This window comes from Paucibacter sp. KBW04, from assembly GCF_003852425.1.
Classification (GTDB): domain Bacteria; phylum Pseudomonadota; class Gammaproteobacteria; order Burkholderiales; family Burkholderiaceae_C; genus Paucibacter_A.
This window is the reverse complement of sequence record NZ_QAJN01000004.1, coordinates 202,778-217,667: the sequence shown is the minus strand read 5'-3', so window position 1 is coordinate 217,667 and position 14,890 is coordinate 202,778. Positions and strand designations below refer to the sequence as shown.

The 14,890-nt window shown below is 66.9% G+C and carries 10 protein-coding genes; 2 read left to right on the top strand and 8 right to left on the bottom strand.

Going from position 1 to position 14,890, the window contains the following annotated elements; genetic code table 11:
- Window positions 1-171 precede the first annotated feature (171 nt).
- The 7 genes from DBR47_RS07120 to DBR47_RS07090 form a co-directional block, all read right to left on the bottom strand.
- Window positions 172-1,974 carry a uracil-xanthine permease family protein gene (locus DBR47_RS07120; protein WP_124448371.1) on the bottom strand — a complete coding sequence of 601 codons (1,803 nt, stop codon included), beginning with the start codon at window positions 1,972-1,974 and terminating at the stop codon, window positions 172-174.
- Window positions 1,971-2,324: an STAS domain-containing protein gene (locus DBR47_RS07115; RefSeq protein WP_124448369.1), complete on the bottom strand. Its 354-nt coding sequence runs from the start codon at window positions 2,322-2,324 to the stop codon at window positions 1,971-1,973. Before DBR47_RS07115 ends, DBR47_RS07120 begins: the two co-directional genes overlap by 4 nt.
- 11 nt (window positions 2,325-2,335) lie before the next feature.
- Window positions 2,336-2,779, bottom strand: coding sequence for an ATP-binding protein (locus DBR47_RS07110; RefSeq protein ID WP_197046913.1), 444 nt, complete (start codon window positions 2,777-2,779; stop codon window positions 2,336-2,338).
- A complete protein-coding gene (locus tag DBR47_RS07105) occupies window positions 2,776-4,812 on the bottom strand; it encodes a PP2C family protein-serine/threonine phosphatase (RefSeq protein WP_124448367.1) in 2,037 nt (678 codons plus the stop codon). Before DBR47_RS07105 ends, DBR47_RS07110 begins: the two co-directional genes overlap by 4 nt.
- On the bottom strand, window positions 4,809-5,273 hold the full coding sequence (locus DBR47_RS07100; RefSeq protein ID WP_124448365.1) for a hypothetical protein: 465 nt from the start codon (window positions 5,271-5,273) through the stop codon (window positions 4,809-4,811). Before DBR47_RS07100 ends, DBR47_RS07105 begins: the two co-directional genes overlap by 4 nt.
- Before the next feature lie 13 nt (window positions 5,274-5,286).
- Window positions 5,287-6,720 (bottom strand): hypothetical protein, encoded by a 1,434-nt coding sequence (locus DBR47_RS07095; RefSeq protein WP_124448363.1) that lies wholly within the window; start codon window positions 6,718-6,720, stop codon window positions 5,287-5,289.
- 1,141 nt (window positions 6,721-7,861) lie between these two features.
- Entirely contained in the window at window positions 7,862-11,587 is a 3,726-nt protein-coding gene (locus DBR47_RS07090) for an AAA family ATPase (RefSeq protein WP_124448361.1), read from the bottom strand.
- A gap of 113 nt (window positions 11,588-11,700) precedes the next feature.
- On the opposite strand from DBR47_RS07090, the gene DBR47_RS07085 reads away from it, so the two are divergent.
- Both DBR47_RS07085 and DBR47_RS07080 read left to right on the top strand, forming a co-directional pair.
- Window positions 11,701-12,372, top strand: a complete 672-nt coding sequence (locus tag DBR47_RS07085) for an SDR family oxidoreductase (protein WP_124448358.1) — start codon at window positions 11,701-11,703, stop codon at window positions 12,370-12,372.
- Window positions 12,373-12,428: 56 nt separating this feature from the next.
- On the top strand, window positions 12,429-13,559 hold the full coding sequence (locus tag DBR47_RS07080) for an acyl-CoA dehydrogenase family protein (protein WP_124448356.1): 1,131 nt from the start codon (window positions 12,429-12,431) through the stop codon (window positions 13,557-13,559).
- On the opposite strand, the gene DBR47_RS07075 is transcribed toward DBR47_RS07080, so the two are convergent.
- Window positions 13,556-14,857 (bottom strand): response regulator, encoded by a 1,302-nt coding sequence (locus DBR47_RS07075; RefSeq protein WP_124448354.1) that lies wholly within the window; start codon window positions 14,855-14,857, stop codon window positions 13,556-13,558. The two genes, DBR47_RS07080 and DBR47_RS07075, sit on opposite strands and share 4 nt — an antisense overlap.
- Window positions 14,858-14,890: the final 33 nt, after the last annotated feature.

The following is a 14,890-nucleotide window of genomic DNA, read 5'->3' as shown; positions in this document are numbered from 1 at the left end:
GTGTAGATCCGATTCATGCTTGTCACTCCGTCCCTGGTTGAAGTGAGCGAGCTTGTATCAGACAAGGTGCGGTACTGCCTTACCTCCTGTCGCTTAGTCCTTGTTTTGGGCGCAGCTCGCCCAGCTCTTAAAAGGGGGCGCGTTCAGCAGGTCCAGGCGCAGCGCCATTCCTCAATGATCAAAATGCAGCTTCAGCATCGCCACATCGTCCCCGATGGCCGCGCTGCTGAGTTTGTCGGCCAGGTTGCGCATCAGTACGCCGGAGACGCGTTGCATGGCGGAGTCGAGTTGGCTGTCGTCCTCGGCATCGCCGTCTAGCAAGGCGTGGAGGTCCACGGTGCTGTATTGGGTGGCCCCAGGCCCGTCGCCCACGGGCAGGGGTTTGCCTTCGTGCAGCAACTCCAGGTCGAAGTTGAATTCGTCAAAGCTGCCGTTCAGGGCCAACACCCGGCCGCCGCCTGCGGCTTGGATCGCCTCGCTGGCTTCCAGCGCGGCCAGTGCGGCGCGGCGCACGATGTCCATGCGGGCGCCCCAGGCGCCGCCCTGGCGTTCGACGAAGGCGGTGATCTGGTGCGTCAGCGGGCCCAGGGCCGGGTCCAGCTCGCCGTGGGCTGTGCGCCGCGTGCCCAGGCGGAACAGCAGGTTCAGCAGAACAACGGTTAAGCCCGCCACCACAAAGCCGTCACCGGCCAGAAAGCGCAGGCTCTCCGGCAGGGTTTGCGAGAGCCCGGGCATCAGCATCGTGGCCAGGCCGGCGCACAGCGAGAGGCCCACCATGAAGATGCCGCGGCTGTCCAGGGCGCGGGTGGCGATCAGCTCGATGCCCGAGACGATCAGATAGGCCGCGGCATACAGCTCCACCGCGCCCAGCACGGCGTGCGGAATGAGCGTGAGCGCCATGGTCAGCTTGGGGCTGAGCGCGATCAGCAAGAGCAGGCCGGCCGCCACCAGGCCGATGACCCGCGAGCTGGAGCTGGTGGCATGCACCAGGGCGATATTGGCCGAGCTGGGTGCCGTGGGGAAGCTGCCGAACAGGCCGCTGAGCAAATCGCTAACCCCGTTGGCGCGTATGCCCCGGCCCACCATCTGCATATCGGCGCGGCGCCAGTCGGCGTTGTTCGTTTTGTCCATCACGATCAGGCAGCCGATATTGTCCAGCTGGTTCAGCGCCGCGATCAGCACGATGGCCATCAGGATCTCGGGCCCCAGGCTGAAGCTGGGGGCGATGGGTTGGGGCAGGGCCAGCAGGGGCGCGCTGGCCACCCATTCCATGCCGACCAGACGGCCGGTTAATGCCGCGATCAGCAGGCCCGCCAGAATGCCCATCATCAAGCCCAGCAGCTTGAAGCGCCGCCCGCCCCAGACCGATAGCGCCACGATGCTGGCCAGGGCCGTGCCCGAGATCAGCAGGCTGACGCCGTCCACCTGCATCTGCGCGTTCACGCCCAGGGAGTTGCGCACGGCCGGCTCCACCAAGGCCAGACCGCCCATGCAGATCACCGTGCCCACCACCGGCGGCGGAAACAGCGGGCGCAGAAAGCGCATCAAGGGCCCCAGGCCAATCGTGACCAGGGCCGTCACCACCGTCACCTGCACCAGGGCGCCCACGCCTTGCGAGGCAATCGCCGCGCCGGCCACGGTGATCATCATCGGGTCGGGTTGGAACACCAGCAAAGTGCCGCTGCCCCAGCGCCCGCCCCAGGCCTGCAAGGCCGTGCCCATGGCCATGCCCAAGAGGGTGACGGCTACGATGGAATGCGTTTGCGGCAGGCTCAGGCCCGCGATCTTGGCGGCCGCCAGCACATGGGTGATCAGGGCCAGCACCGTGGCCGCATGCTGCATCGAGAGCAGGCCCAAGGCCGCAGGCGGCGGGCATTCATCGGCCGCGTAGATCAGCTCAAAGGGCCGGCGGCCGGGTTTGGAGGGCGGCAGCCAGCGCTTCAGCCATTGCGCCAGGGGCAGCTGCAAATTCATAGCGGGCAGGCAGCCAAATTGCGCAGAGCGACGGCGCGATCGTCCACCGTGTCGATGATCTTCAGAAAGCCGCTGATCTCGAAGACCTCGCGCACATGTGGGGCCAGGCCGCAGAGCAGCAAGCGGCCCTGGCCCTGCTTGGCGCGCTTGGCCACCATCAGCACCACCCGCAGGCCGGCGCTGGAGATGTAGTCCACCCCGCCAAAGTCCAGCACGGCGCGGCGGCCGGGGGCGCTGAACAGGTCGAGCACGGCTTGCTCGAAGGCGCTAGCGCTGGCGCTGTCGATGCGGCCGCGCAGGTTCACCAGCTGGCTGCCTTGCTCTTCGCTGCGTTGATGTTCGAAACTCATGGTTTGGATCCTTATCGCTTGAGGGTTTTGAACAGAACGATCAGATTGCCGCTGCCGTCGTAGAAGGCGCGCACGTCGTCCATCATGTTTTTGACCAGATGCACGCCCAGGCCGCCCATGGGGCGCTCTTCCACCTCGGCGTCCAGGCTGGGTTCGGGGGCTTGCTCGAAGGGGTCGAAGGGCGGGGCGTCGTCCTTGAGCTTGATCTCCAGCCACTCGTCGGAGCGCGACATGCGGATGTGGATGAAGCGATCTGGCGCGCCCTGCAGGCCGTGCTGGATGATGTTGGTGATCAGCTCTTCCAGGCAGAGATTGACGGCGAAGGCCAGGTCGGGCCGCTGGGCCAGGGCGCGGCTCACGGCCTCGGCCAGCGGAGCGATTTCTTCTACCCGGCTGGCCAGGCGGTAGTCCAGCAAGCGGGTGGTGTGCTTGAGTTGCAGCGGTGCACGGCTCACGTTGAGCTCTCCTTGAGCATCGGTAGATTGGGCTGGTTTGCCTTGCGGCACAGCAGCAGGGCGGTGAGGTCGTCCGAGGCCTCGGCCTCGCCGACAAAGGCCGCCACATCGGCCACCAGGCTGTCCAGCTTCTCGGCCGCGGCTTCGCCCTGGCTGTCGGCCAGCCAGGCTTGCAGGCGGGCCTCGCCGTAGGCATGGCCTTGGCGGTTGAAGGCCTCGGTGATGCCGTCGGTGTAAAGCAGCAAGGTGTCGCCGGGCTGCAGCTGGGCCTGGCTGTCGCTATAGCTCATGCCGGGCAGAACGCCCAAGGCCATCTCGCAAGCGCAGGCCAGGGCCTGCAAATCACCGCGCCGATTGCGCAGCAGGGGCGCGGGGTGGCCGGCGCAGGCGTACACCAGCTCACCCGTGCGTGGCTCGTAGATGCCGTAGCAAGCCGTCACGAACAGCTCCATCGGGTTGCGACCACTGAGTACGTCGTTGGCGCGGGCCAGCACCTCGGCCGGGGCCAGGCCGGACTGCGCCAGGTCTTGCAAGACCGTGCGCGAGACGGCCATGAAAAACGCCGCGCCCACGCCCTTGCCCGCCACATCGGCGACGAGGAAACCCCAGCGCCCATCGGCCAGGGCAAAGCAGTCGTAAAAATCGCCGCCCAGCTCGCGCGCCGGGTGCATGCAGGCGCGCATGGAGAACTCCGCCGTGTCCGGGAAGTGCTGGGGCAGGATGGCTTGCTGCATGTCCCGCGCCGAGGCCAGTTCCTCCTGCACCCGCAGGGCGGCCAGATGCAGCTGATCGTTCTTGTCCGCCAGCTCCAGGGTGCGCACGTGCACCAGGCGCTCCAGCTCGCGCTGGCGCGATTCGTTTTGCTCGCGGATCACGTCCAGCAGCCGGCTCACCTCGGCCGCCACGCTGTTGAAGTTGCCCGCCACCAGCACCAACTCGTCCTGCGTGTCCACACGGATGCGGGTGTCCAGCCGGCCGGCGCAGAAGTCTTGCGTGCCTTTGGCGAGCTGGCGCAGCGAGCCCAGGGTCGACACATAAATGCCGGCAAACAGGTAGGCGATGGCCGCCATCGCCCCCACCAGCAGGGCGCCCACCTGCCACTGGCTGCGCTGCAAGGCCTCCAGCCGCGCCTCCAGGCGGGCGTCGGCCTGGGCGATGCTGGCGGCGCCCAGCGCGCGCACCAGGGTCAGATTGGTCTGGGCCAGGGGGCGCAGTTCGGCGATGGCGGCGGGCTGGTCCAGCACCTTGTCCACCGCATCTTGCTGCGCCTCGACACCGCTGAGCAAGGCATTCAGCTGGGCTTGCAGGCGCGCATCGCCTTCGCCCGCCAGCAGCTGGCTCATGCCCGCACGCAGCGGCGGCATGGCTTCGCTCAAGACCACCTGGGCAGCCACGGCATAACTGGCCATGTCATCGCTGGCCAGGTTGAGCGCGTCGCGTTGTTTGGCCAGGGTCTCTTGCAGGAGCGGCAGGCGGTGGGCCAGCATGTCGAAGGCGGCGTCCAGCGTCGGGTCCACATTCAGACGATGCACGCGGGCGCCCTCGCGCATCAGGGCCAGCAATGCATTGATGCTGCCGGTGTGGGCGGCAAAGCGGCGCTGGGCTTCATCCGCTGGGCTCAAGGCCAGTTGCTGCAGCCATTGCTGCTGCAGGCGAGCGGCCAGCTCGGGCAAGGCGCTGGGGCCTAGCTGGGCTTGATTCGCCCAGTGCTGCAGGCGCTGCATCTCGGTGGCCAGATGGTTGAGCTCGGCCGGGCCGGGCGCACTGGCGGCGGGCTGGCCGCGCAGATTGATCAAGCCGGCCAGCAGCTGGCCTTGGCTGGCGAGCGCGGCCAGGCCCCGGCGCTCCTGCTGGGTGTGTTGCGCCTCCAGATAACTCTTGCGCAGCAGCGGCCAGCTCAGCAGGGCCAGGGCGATCAGCATCACCGTGCCCACCAGCATGAATTTGCGCGAGAAGCTCAAGCGCCCCGATAGCCAGCTGGCCGGGGCCAAGAGCCGCGGCAGGGCCGCAGCGGGGTTCAAAGGCAAGCTCATTCCAGGCTGGCAGTGAGCAGGACTTTGACGTTAGCGCCGGCAGGTTTGCGGGTGACATAGCCGACGGCGCCCGGCGTGCTCTGCACCAGGCGGGCGACCTCTTCGTCGTTGTCAGCCTGGCGCGGCGGCAAGCCCATGCCGGTGAAGCTCTGGCGCGCCCAGTAGGCCCGCAGCTGGCCGGGGCTGCGGCCGGTGACCTGCTCGTAGAAAGCGCGGCGCAAGGCATTGCCCTCGCGCAGGTCGATGGGCTGGATCGCCTGGCCATCGGGCCAGTTTTGCTGCTGGCGCAGAAAGATCTGCGTGGCGCGCTCGGGGCTGAGCTTGTCCAGGGCAACGTCTTTGTGGGCGATCAGCAGCAGCGTGGGCTCGCCGGGCGCGGCCACGGCAGCGGGCGCCAGGGGCGCGGCGCTCAGGGCCAGGAGGAGGGAAGTCAGAGAGAGGAAGTGCACAGTAAGTTTCATGGCCGGCCCCTGCTCAGAACACCAGGTCCAGCGTGAGGCTGAACAGTTGCAGCTTGGGCACAAAGGGCAGGGCTGGTACGGCCAGCGCGCCCGGCGTGCGGGAATCGGGGGTTTGGACGGTGTCGAACTGGGCCTTTAGCGCCATGTTCTCGCGCCAGTCCCAGCGCAGCCCGAGGCTGAAAGAGCGGGTGGACAGGTCCGCAAACTGCTGGGCTTGCTCCAGGCCGGCCCGCAGCTGGCTCAGGCCGACGTCCAGCGCTGGGTCCAGGCCCAGGGGCGCGAGTGCGCTGGTGTCCAGCTTGGGCCCCAGGCGCTGCTGGCGCGCCACGCTGAGGTAAGGCGTGAAGTCGCCCCAGCTGCGTGCCAGCGTGAAGCTATAGCCGCGGTAACGGCCGACCAGATCGCTGCGCGAGTCCATATGGGTCAGCTCGGCCAAGACCCGCCACTGCTGCCAGTTCGCGTCCGCCCCCAGGCTGGTGTAGATGGGGCGGTTGTCAAAGGGGTTGCTCAAGGCCGGCAAGGCCTGCGCCTTGGCCGCCAGCGCGGCCGCGAAGGGCTGGGTCAGCTGCGGGTTGCTGGCCATTTGCTGCAGGGCGCCGCCCAGCTGGGCCAGGCCGGTGTTGAGCTGCGTGACCTGCTCGGAGCGCAAGGTGTAGCGATCGATCTCGGTGCGCGAGAAGCGCAGCATGGCCTGGGGCAGATGGGCGCTGAGGCTGAAGCCGCGCAGGCCGCGCAGGCTGGCATCGGCGCTCTGCACCGGGTTCAGGTTGTGGAAGCGGTGCTGGTAGTCGTAGCCGCCGGCATAGGCTTGCAGCAGCAGGCTGGCGTCGCCGATGTTGTGGCGGTATTGCAGATCGCCGCCGTCCAGGCTGGCCACGCTGTTCACCATGCCGTAGAGCGGCAAAGCCGGGCGCACGGCGAGGTTGGCGTAGCCGATCTCGGCAATGTCGGAGTCGAAGTAAAGCGGCGTGCGCAGCCGACCCAGGCGAGCGCTGAGGCCGGGGGCGAGCTGCTGGCGCAGGTAAGCGATGCGCAGCTGCGGCTGCATGTCCTCGCCCGCCCGTGCCACGCCCTGCAGCAGCAGCGAGGTCTGGGTCAGGAGCTGCCACTCCAGCTGCAAGCCCAGCACCGTGTCCAGATTGGCCGACCAGCCCTGACGCACCGGCCGGGTCTGCGAGAAGGAGCTGATGGCGCCGGCGGTGGCGTTGTCGTTATGCGTTAGGCCCAGGGTGGCGAAGCCGGAGAGGCGAAGGCCGTTGTTGCTGCTGCCGTTGTTGTTCGTATTGTTTTCCGCCCGTGCCGCCTCGCTGGCCGGCGATTCACCTTCCGCTGTTGCCTTTGCCAATCCTGCGGCGGCAGCGGGTCCCCCCGCCAGGCTTAGCCAAGCCAGGGCGAAGGCGGCGGCCAGCCTGTGCAGGCGGAGCCGTGGTGCTGCTTGTTTGTCCATGAAAGTCCTTGCTTGCCTTTGCAGCAATCCGGCCAGCCTGGTGGCGGGATCGGAGCTGTTGGAGTGAGCAGGACTTTGCAGAGCGAGCGTTGAATTTGCGTTGAAGAGTTCAACGCTGGTAGGAGAGCCGCCTGGAGCTGCGCCAGGAGGCTCGAACCGCTAACTCGAAAAGGGGGAGAAGCCGAATTTGGTGGGAATTCATGGACAGCTACGAACTGCCCCCCAAAAAAACAGCGGAACAACGTTTTTAGAATGGGTGTCCATGAGGCTGAACAAACATGAGGCCTACGGCGTTCGGGTCTTTGCACCGCGTAGCGGCTCCGTCCAACTTCTCATTCCGCCGAAAGGCCCTCGATAGCCGATTAATAAAGGCGTTAGGATTCGAATGGATAAACCATACTCCACAAGCCAAATCCACGGCTCACCGGTAGCCAGGAAGATCTCACTTGGTGCTTTGTTGTTTCATTTGGCAATTCATTCGGCCATGTGCTATGTGCTAGTCGTAGGTGCTTCAATTCTCCAGTGGCATCATGCTCAGGTACCGGGAAGGGTGAATGAGTTTGACGGTACTGTCGTGGCAATTGCCGGCTTGTTTTTTGCACCAGTCGCCTGCCTAGTTGGTCTTCCATTCCAAATAGTCGTTTTCTACAAAGCGGCAAGGCCAGCACGGCACCGTAGATCCTTCATCATTTCATTCACCTTGGCTTTTTTGTACTCTTTGTATTTATTCGCTACTTAGTTTGGCCGTGCCATCAAGTAGCAGAGAAATGGGCAAATGTCCTGGTTGTGCAATGTCTGGGCCTAACTGGTCTACAAGGACTCCTCACCGATTCAAGCTCCAAAGGCAAGACCTGACCCTTAGGGGTCTTTGCCTTTTCTTGACCAGTGTTCTGAACATCGGCAAGGCAACGAGGTGAGGCCGCGCAGCAGCCTTGCGGCGAATACCCCCCAACCAAGTCCTCTCGATGCCAACGGGCCAAGAACCAGCCGCCATTGGCTTCAAGGAACGGTATCAAGTAACTTTCAGCTCGGACTTCAACTTCAGTGGTACGGCCGGAGGGGGTAGGTCAATTTCTCCAGACCGAGCCCCAACCATTTGTTTGAGCCGACGCCGTTCAGCCCGACTCATTCAATCTTTAATTCACGTTGCCGCCTGAAAAGCCGCCCGCTGGCTCAAGCAGCGCTGCCTTAGCAACTCCGCCCCAAAAGCTTCGGCATGCGCCAGGGCCAGGTCCAGACTCGCACTCACCGCCGCATCCTCAGCCTGGTTCAGCTGCAGGCCCAAAGCCCGCATGCGCCATAGCTCTGGAAGCAGATAGAACTCCTGCCGTTCCTGCGCCATGGGCAGGGCGTGTGCGATGTTTTGCAGGGCGGGTTCGGCCAGGCCTAGCTGCAGCTGGGCTTCGATCAAGAAGGACATGAACGTCGCCTCGGTGCTGGGCATGGCAATGGCCGAGGCGGCGCAGGCCGCTTCGATAAGCCCCAGGCCTGCGGGCTCGCCGCGCTGGCATTGCGTCCAACCCAGCACCAGGTCGCCCACCACCCGCCACAGCGCCATGCCGTAGCGTTCGGCCAGCTCGATCAGCTCGAGGGCAAAGGTCTCGGCGGGGCCCAGCTCGCGCAGATGGCGCTGCAGCACGGCGACGATGGCCAGGCTGAAGCCCAGGGTCTGCACATGGCCCAGGGCGCGTGCCTGGGCCAGGCCTTCGCGGGCCTGGGCTTGGGCGGCCTCGGTTTGGCCTGCTAGGGCCAGCGGCCAGCTGAGCAGGGTGCGGGCGGTGATGCCGCCATGCTCGCCGTAGCGGCCGGTCAGCGAGGTGGGAGTGAGGCGCTGGCCGGCCTCTGCGGCATCGCGCAAGGCCTGGCAAGCGGCCTCTAGCTGGCCGGCGAAGAACAGGTTATTGCCCAGGGCGTATTGGGCTTGCACCGCGGCGGCGGCATCGTGATCTTGCGCGGCCACCTGGCCCAGTTCGGCCGCCAATTCAAGCGCTGGGGCTTCGCCCGGGCCGCTGCGGCTGCCCAGCCACAAACCCCACAGGGCCTGAAAGCGCAGGCCCCGGCTGCGCTCGGGCGCTTGCTGGCAAGCGTCCAGGGCTTGGGTGTAGCAGCTGCGGGCTGCCGCCGAGCCATAGCCTTGCAGGGCCAGCAGGCAGTGGCCCAGGCCCAGCAGCAGGGGCGGGCGCAGGCGATCGGCCAGCGTGGCATCGGCCGGATCGGCAGCCGCCGGCCATTGCAAGGCGTCCAGGCCTTGCTCGTACAGATGGCAGGCCTCGACCTGTGCCGATTGGGCGGCGGCGCGTTCGGCGGCTTGCAGCCAGTAATGGGCGGCGGCTGGGTCCTGGGCGGCGTGCAGATGGCGGGCCAGGGCCTCGGGGGCTTCGGCTGCACGCAGGGCAAAGTGGCCCATCAAGGCCTCGGCGGCGCGGCGGTGCAGGGCCCGGCGTTCGGCCGGGGCCAGGGTTTCCAGCGCCGCTTCGCGCAGCAGGGCGTGGCGGAATTGCCAGACGCCGCTCACACTCAACTGCAGCAGGCCTTCTTGCTGCAGCTGGCTCAGGCCCTGAGCCAGCTGGGCCGCGCTCAGGCCGAGCAGCGCCTGCAAGAGATCGGGCTCCCAGCCGGTGCCCAGCAGGGCCGCGCCCTGGGCCAGGCGCTTGGCCAGCGGGGGCAGGCGATCCAGGCGGGCGGCCAGCAGATCCCATAGGGTGGCGGGCACGCTGCCGTCGCGGGCGCTGCCTAGCGAGCGGGCCAGTTCTTCGGCGAACAGGGGCACGCCGTCGGCGCGCTGCATGATCTCGCGGCGCAGCTCGGGCTTGGTCGGCGCGTGGGCCAGCTGGGCGATCAGCTGCGCCATCTGCTCTGCGGGCAGGGGCTGCAGATGCAGGCGCAAACCCAGGTGCGTGTTCAGCGCATCGGGTGGGGCCTGGCGCGAACTCAGCATGAGCAAGCCCGGTGCGGCTTTGCTGGCCGCCGCCAGATGCAGGCTCAGCAGCTCCAGCGTGGAGGGGTCGGCCCAGTGCAGGTCTTCAATGATCAGCAGCTGGCGTTGGCCGCCGGCCATGCGTTCAAACAAGCGGCTCAGCAAGAGCAGCAGCTGGCGTTTGTGCAGGGGCTCGATCACCGGCGCTTGCGCCGCGCCTTGCAGCTGCAGCAGTTGCTGCAAGAGCGCACGGTGCGGCGCGCTATCCAGGCTTGCGTCTTGCAACAGGGCTTGCAGGCCGGCCTCGGCATCGCGGGCGCTGCCATCGGGCGGCAGGCTGCGGCGCAGCAGGGCGACGACGGGCTGCAAGGGGCTGTGCATGGTCTCGGGCCGGCACTGCAGTTGCAGCACGCGCGGCTGGGCTGGGCTGGCACTGAGCGCCTGGCGCAAGGCTTGCAGCAAACGGGTCTTGCCCAGACCGGGCTCGCCTTGCAACCAGACGGCGCGGGTCGAATGCTGGGCCTGCTCCCACTGCTGCAGCAGCTGGGCCAGCTCGGCCTCGCGGCCCACCATGGGCAGCAGTTGGCGTAGCAGCTCATTGCGGGCACCGGGGCCTTCGCCGGCCAAGTGGGCGCTGCCGTCGGGCAGGGCGGGCTCGAAGCGGTGATGGCGCTCGCTTTGTTGCTGCAACTCCGCGCTGATGCGGGCGCGGCCGGGCTCTGCCAGCAGGGCCAGCTTGCGAGCCTGGCGCGAGAGCGCGCCCACACCGTCTGGCGAGGCCTGTTCCGGCGCGGCATGCACCCAGCCCACATGCAGGCCCAGGCGCAGGTTCAGGCTTGGATCGCGGGGCTGGCGCAGCAAGGCCAAGGCGGCCGACAAGGCCAGGCGCGGCGCTTGCTCCAAGGCCTGCGGGTGGCCGAAGAAGGCCAGCAACTCGCCGCCCTCGGCTCTTTGCACATGGCCGCCCTGGGCCAGCAGGAGCTGGCGTGCCTGGTTCAGCTGCAGCTGCATCTGCTGAGCCAAATGCTCGGAGGCCTGGGATTCCTCGGCCTGGGCTTGCAAGGCCTCAATTAGGTCCCATTCGCAGGCCAAGGCGACGACGCGGCGGCGCTCGGGCCTGGCCGCCAAGGACGGCTCGGCCGGGCCGGCCTGGGCCTGGCGCAGCTCTTGGGCCAGGGCCAAGGTTTCTTCTTGGGGCTGGGCTTTCAGCTCCGCCTGCAGCTGTTTGCGGAATTGCTCGAACAAGGCCAGGGCCTCGCCCGTCTGGGTCGGCCCGGCCAGGCGCATGCAGCGGCGCAGCGCGGCCTCGCACCAGGGGTCCAGGGCCAGGTGTTGACGTGCGCTGGCCAGTGCGGCGGCGTGGTCGCCGTCTTCTTCCTGCAGCTGGGCCAGGGCCTCCAGGCAGCGCAAGGCCTGGCGATGCAAGGCCTCGCGGCGTGGTGCCAGCCATTGCTCAAAGCCCGGGGCCTCGCTCAGGTTCAGGCCGGCCAGCAAGGGGCCGCGGTAGAGGGCCAGGCATTGCTGCAAGGCCTGGCGGCGGGCCTCGCGCTGGGGGGTGGCGGCGTCCAACTGGGCTTGGGCGAAGTCTTGGCAGTCCAGCGTCAGGTCCAGCGTCTCACGCAGGTGCAACTGTTTTTTGTCGGCCGGCAGGGGCTCCAGCGCGGGGGGCTGCAGCCACAGGCCGTCCAGGCAGCGGCGCAGATCAAACAGGGCCCGGCGCAGATTGGCGCGGGCCTGGGGCAGGGGGGAGTCGGGCCAGAGGGTTTCGGCCAGGGCCTCGCGCTGCAGCGGGCCGGTTTGCAGGGCCAGCATGGCCAGCAGGGCACGGGCCTTGTCGTAAGGCAGGTTCTGCAGCTCGCCCTGCGCATTGCGCAGTTCGAAGCCGCCCAGCAGCAGCAGACTTGGCCTGGTGCTGGGATCAGCGGCTGCGGCGGGGCGCTTGGATGGCATGGAGGGTGAACGTTTGGACGGGAGGCAATCGAGGCGGGAGTATGCCTGCGCTGGGCGACTATGGGCCTGGGGCAGAATTGGCCCTGCAGCATGCGGCAGCAAAAGGACGGACGATGACTTGTGTTTTGGTGGTGGGCGCCTCGCGGGGCATCGGTTTGGAGTGGGTGCGCCAGGCCCGTGCGGCAGGGAGCCGGGTGGTCGCGACCGCCCGTGACGAAGCCGGCTTGCAGCGCCTGCGCGAGCTGGGCGCCGTGGCCCTGCAGCTGGATGTCAGCGATGCGGCCAGTGTGTCCGGCCTGGCCTGGCAGATTGATGGCTATCAATTCGACGAGGTGGCCGTGGTGGCCGGCGTTTTTGGCCCGCGCACAGCCAATATCCGCCAGCTGCCCACCGAGGCCGAGTTCAGCCAGGTGATGCAGACCAATGTCTTGGGTCCCATGCGGGTGCTGCCGCAGATCTTGGACGCCCTGGCGCCGCAGGCCAGGCTGGCCCTGCTTTCTTCGCGCATGGGTTCCATGGGCTTGCGCAGCAGCGCCGGCAGCAGCCTCTACCGCGCCTCCAAGGCCGCGCTGAATTCCTATCTGAAAGACCTGTCGCTGGAACTCGCCGGCCGCGCCCTCTGCGTCAGCCTGCACCCCGGTTGGGTGCAGACCGATATGGGCGGCGAGCAGGCCGATATCGATGTGCAGACCAGTGTGGCGGGCATGCGCGCCGCACTCAGCCGCTTGAGCGCGGCAGACAATGGCTCCTTCCTCAATTACGACGGGCAAGCCTTGGCCTGGTAAGGCCTGGGCTTGCTACTTCTCCACCCTTCTTCCATCTCCCAGCGAGTCACAACGCCATGATTCTTTCTGAAGACCACCGCGCCGTCCAAGACGCCGTGCGCGCCTATGTGCAAGACCAGATCGCGCCCAAGGCGGCCGAGTGGGACAAGAACCATCACTTCCCCGCCGCCGAGCTGAAGGGTTTGGCCGAGCTGGGCTGTTACGGTGTGGCCGTGCCCACCGAGTACGACGGCGCGGGCCTGGACTATCTGGCACTCAGCATCATCCTGGAAGAAATTGGCGCGGGCGATGGTGCCACCTCCACCGTGGTCAGCGTCAACAACTGCCCGGTCTGCTCCATCTTGATGGCTTTTGCCAACGAGGATCAAAAGCAGCGCTTTCTGAAGCCGCTGGCGCGCGGTGAGATGCTGGGCGCCTTCTGCCTGACCGAGCCGCATGTGGGCTCGGAAGCCGGTGGCCTGAAGACCACCGCCGTGCGTGATGGGGACGACTATGTGCTGAACGGCGTCAAGCAGTTCATCACCAGCGGCAAGAACGGCGATGTGGCCATCGTCATGGCGGTGACCGACAAGGCGGCCGGCAAGAAAGGCATCAGCGCCTTCGTCGTGCCCACCAACACGCCCGGCTACCAGGTCGCACGGGTGGAAGAAAAAATGGGCCAGCATGCCAGCGACACGGCGCAGATCGTGTTCGAGAACTGCCGTGTGCCGGCCGCCAACCGCCTGGGCGAAGAAGGCCAGGGCCTGAAGATCGCGCTCTCGGGCCTGGAAGGCGGCCGCATCGGCATCGCCTCGCAGGCGGTGGGCATGGCGCGCGCCGCCTTGGAGGCGGCCCTGAAGTACAGCAAGGATCGGGTCACCTTCGGCCAGCCCATCTTCAACCACCAGGCGGTGCAGTTCAAGCTGGCCGATATCGCCACGCAAATCGAAGCCGCCCGCCAGCTGATCTGGCATGCGGCCTCGCTGAAGGACGCCGGCCTGCCCTGCTTGAAGGAAGCGGCCATGGCCAAGCTCTTCGCCACCGAGATGGCCGAGCGCGTCTGCTCCGAGGCCATTCAGGTGCATGGCGGTTACGGCTATCTGAGCGACTTCCCGGTTGAGCGCATTTACCGCGATGTGCGGGTCTGCCAGATTTACGAGGGCACGTCCGAGGTGCAGAAGATCTTGATCGGCCGCGCCCTGGCCTAAGCCTCAAGGCTCAGATCGAGCGGCCAGCGGAAGTCCAGCCGCAGGCCGCCGCCAACGGGGGTGCAGGCGCGCACCTCGCCCTTCATCTGCTCCACCGCCAGCTTGCGCACGATGCTCAGGCCCAGGCCGGAGCCTCCCTGGCCCAGGCGGGTGGTGAAGAAGGGGTCAAACAGCCGGGGCAGATTGGCCGGGCTGACGCCGCAGCCGTTGTCGCTGTAGCTGAGCAGCAGCTGCTGGTCTCTGGCCTCGGCCTGCAAGCGTATGCAGGGCTGAGGCGGCTGTAGCTGGGCCTGGAAGGCGTGCACCAGGGAGTTGTTGACCAGCAGGGTGATGATGCGGTGCAAGGCCTCGGGGAAGCCCAGGCTGGTGATGTCCGCGTCGACCTCCAGCTCCAGCCTGACCCTGGCCGCGCGCAGCTGGGTGCTCATGGCCGTCAGGCTGGCTTCGATGGCGTTGGCGATCTTGAAGCGGGTCGGGGTCTCGTGCTCCGAGCGTGAGCCCAGCTCCTTGAAGTTGTTCACCAGGGCGGCGGCGCGGTGCGCATTGCTTTCAATCATCAGGGCCGCGCTATGGCCTTGTTCGCCCAGGGCCAGCAGGTCCTGGCGTGAGACCCGCTCGCCCTTGAGCAGCGAGGCCATGCGACCCAGCTCCGCGCTGAGGGTGGAGGAGGCCAGCAGAATATTGCCGATGGGCGTGTTCATCTCATGCGCAATGCCGGCCACCATACGGCCCAGGGCCGCATGCTGTTCGGCCTCGACCACCCGCAGCAAGGCCTGCTTGAGCTGCTGGCTGCGCTCTTCCACCCGGTGTTCAAGCTCGGCATTCAGGGCGCGCAGCTCGGCGCTGCGGCGCTTCACCTCGGCCTCCAGATGCTCTTCGTGGCGCTCCAGCTGGCGGCGCTGCTGGAATAGCTCGGTAAACACCCGGACCTTGCTGGTCAGCAGATGGCGGTCCAGGGGCTTGGGCAGATAGTCCACCGCCCCCGACTCATAACCCCGGATTACATGCGGGGTGTTGGTCAGGCCGGCGGTCACGAAAATAATCGGCAGGGTGCCGGTCTTGGGATGGCTGCGCAGCAACTCGGCCACCTCGTAGCCATTCATGCCGGGCATCTGCACATCGAGCAGGATCAGGGCGAAGGGCTGTTGCAGGCACAGACGCAGGGCTCGGTTGCCGTCCTCAGCCCTGACCACCTGCAGGGGTAGGCCCATGCTCTCGAGCAGGCCTTCCATCGTCAGCAGATTGCTGGCTTGGTCATCGACGACCAGGATGGGCACCAGTTCTTGGACTTGGGACATCGGCAATTGTGGGCAAGGACTGCGGGGATGCGG

Bases quoted from the DNA above. Each gene is read 5' to 3' on its own strand.
- DBR47_RS07120 (WP_124448371.1), bottom strand. From the start codon at position 1,974: ATGAATTTGCAGCTGCCCCTGGCGCAATGGCTGAAGCGCTGGCTGCCG.
- DBR47_RS07115 (WP_124448369.1), bottom strand. From the start codon at position 2,324: ATGAGTTTCGAACATCAACGCAGCGAAGAGCAAGGCAGCCAGCTGGTG.
- DBR47_RS07105 (WP_124448367.1), bottom strand. From the start codon at position 4,812: ATGAGCTTGCCTTTGAACCCCGCTGCGGCCCTGCCGCGGCTCTTGGCC.
- DBR47_RS07100 (WP_124448365.1), bottom strand. From the start codon at position 5,273: ATGAAACTTACTGTGCACTTCCTCTCTCTGACTTCCCTCCTCCTGGCC.
- DBR47_RS07095 (WP_124448363.1), bottom strand. From the start codon at position 6,720: ATGGACAAACAAGCAGCACCACGGCTCCGCCTGCACAGGCTGGCCGCC.
- DBR47_RS07090 (WP_124448361.1), bottom strand. From the start codon at position 11,587: ATGCCATCCAAGCGCCCCGCCGCAGCCGCTGATCCCAGCACCAGGCCA.
- DBR47_RS07085 (WP_124448358.1), top strand. From the start codon at position 11,701: ATGACTTGTGTTTTGGTGGTGGGCGCCTCGCGGGGCATCGGTTTGGAG.
- DBR47_RS07080 (WP_124448356.1), top strand. From the start codon at position 12,429: ATGATTCTTTCTGAAGACCACCGCGCCGTCCAAGACGCCGTGCGCGCC.
- DBR47_RS07075 (WP_124448354.1), bottom strand. From the start codon at position 14,857: ATGTCCCAAGTCCAAGAACTGGTGCCCATCCTGGTCGTCGATGACCAA.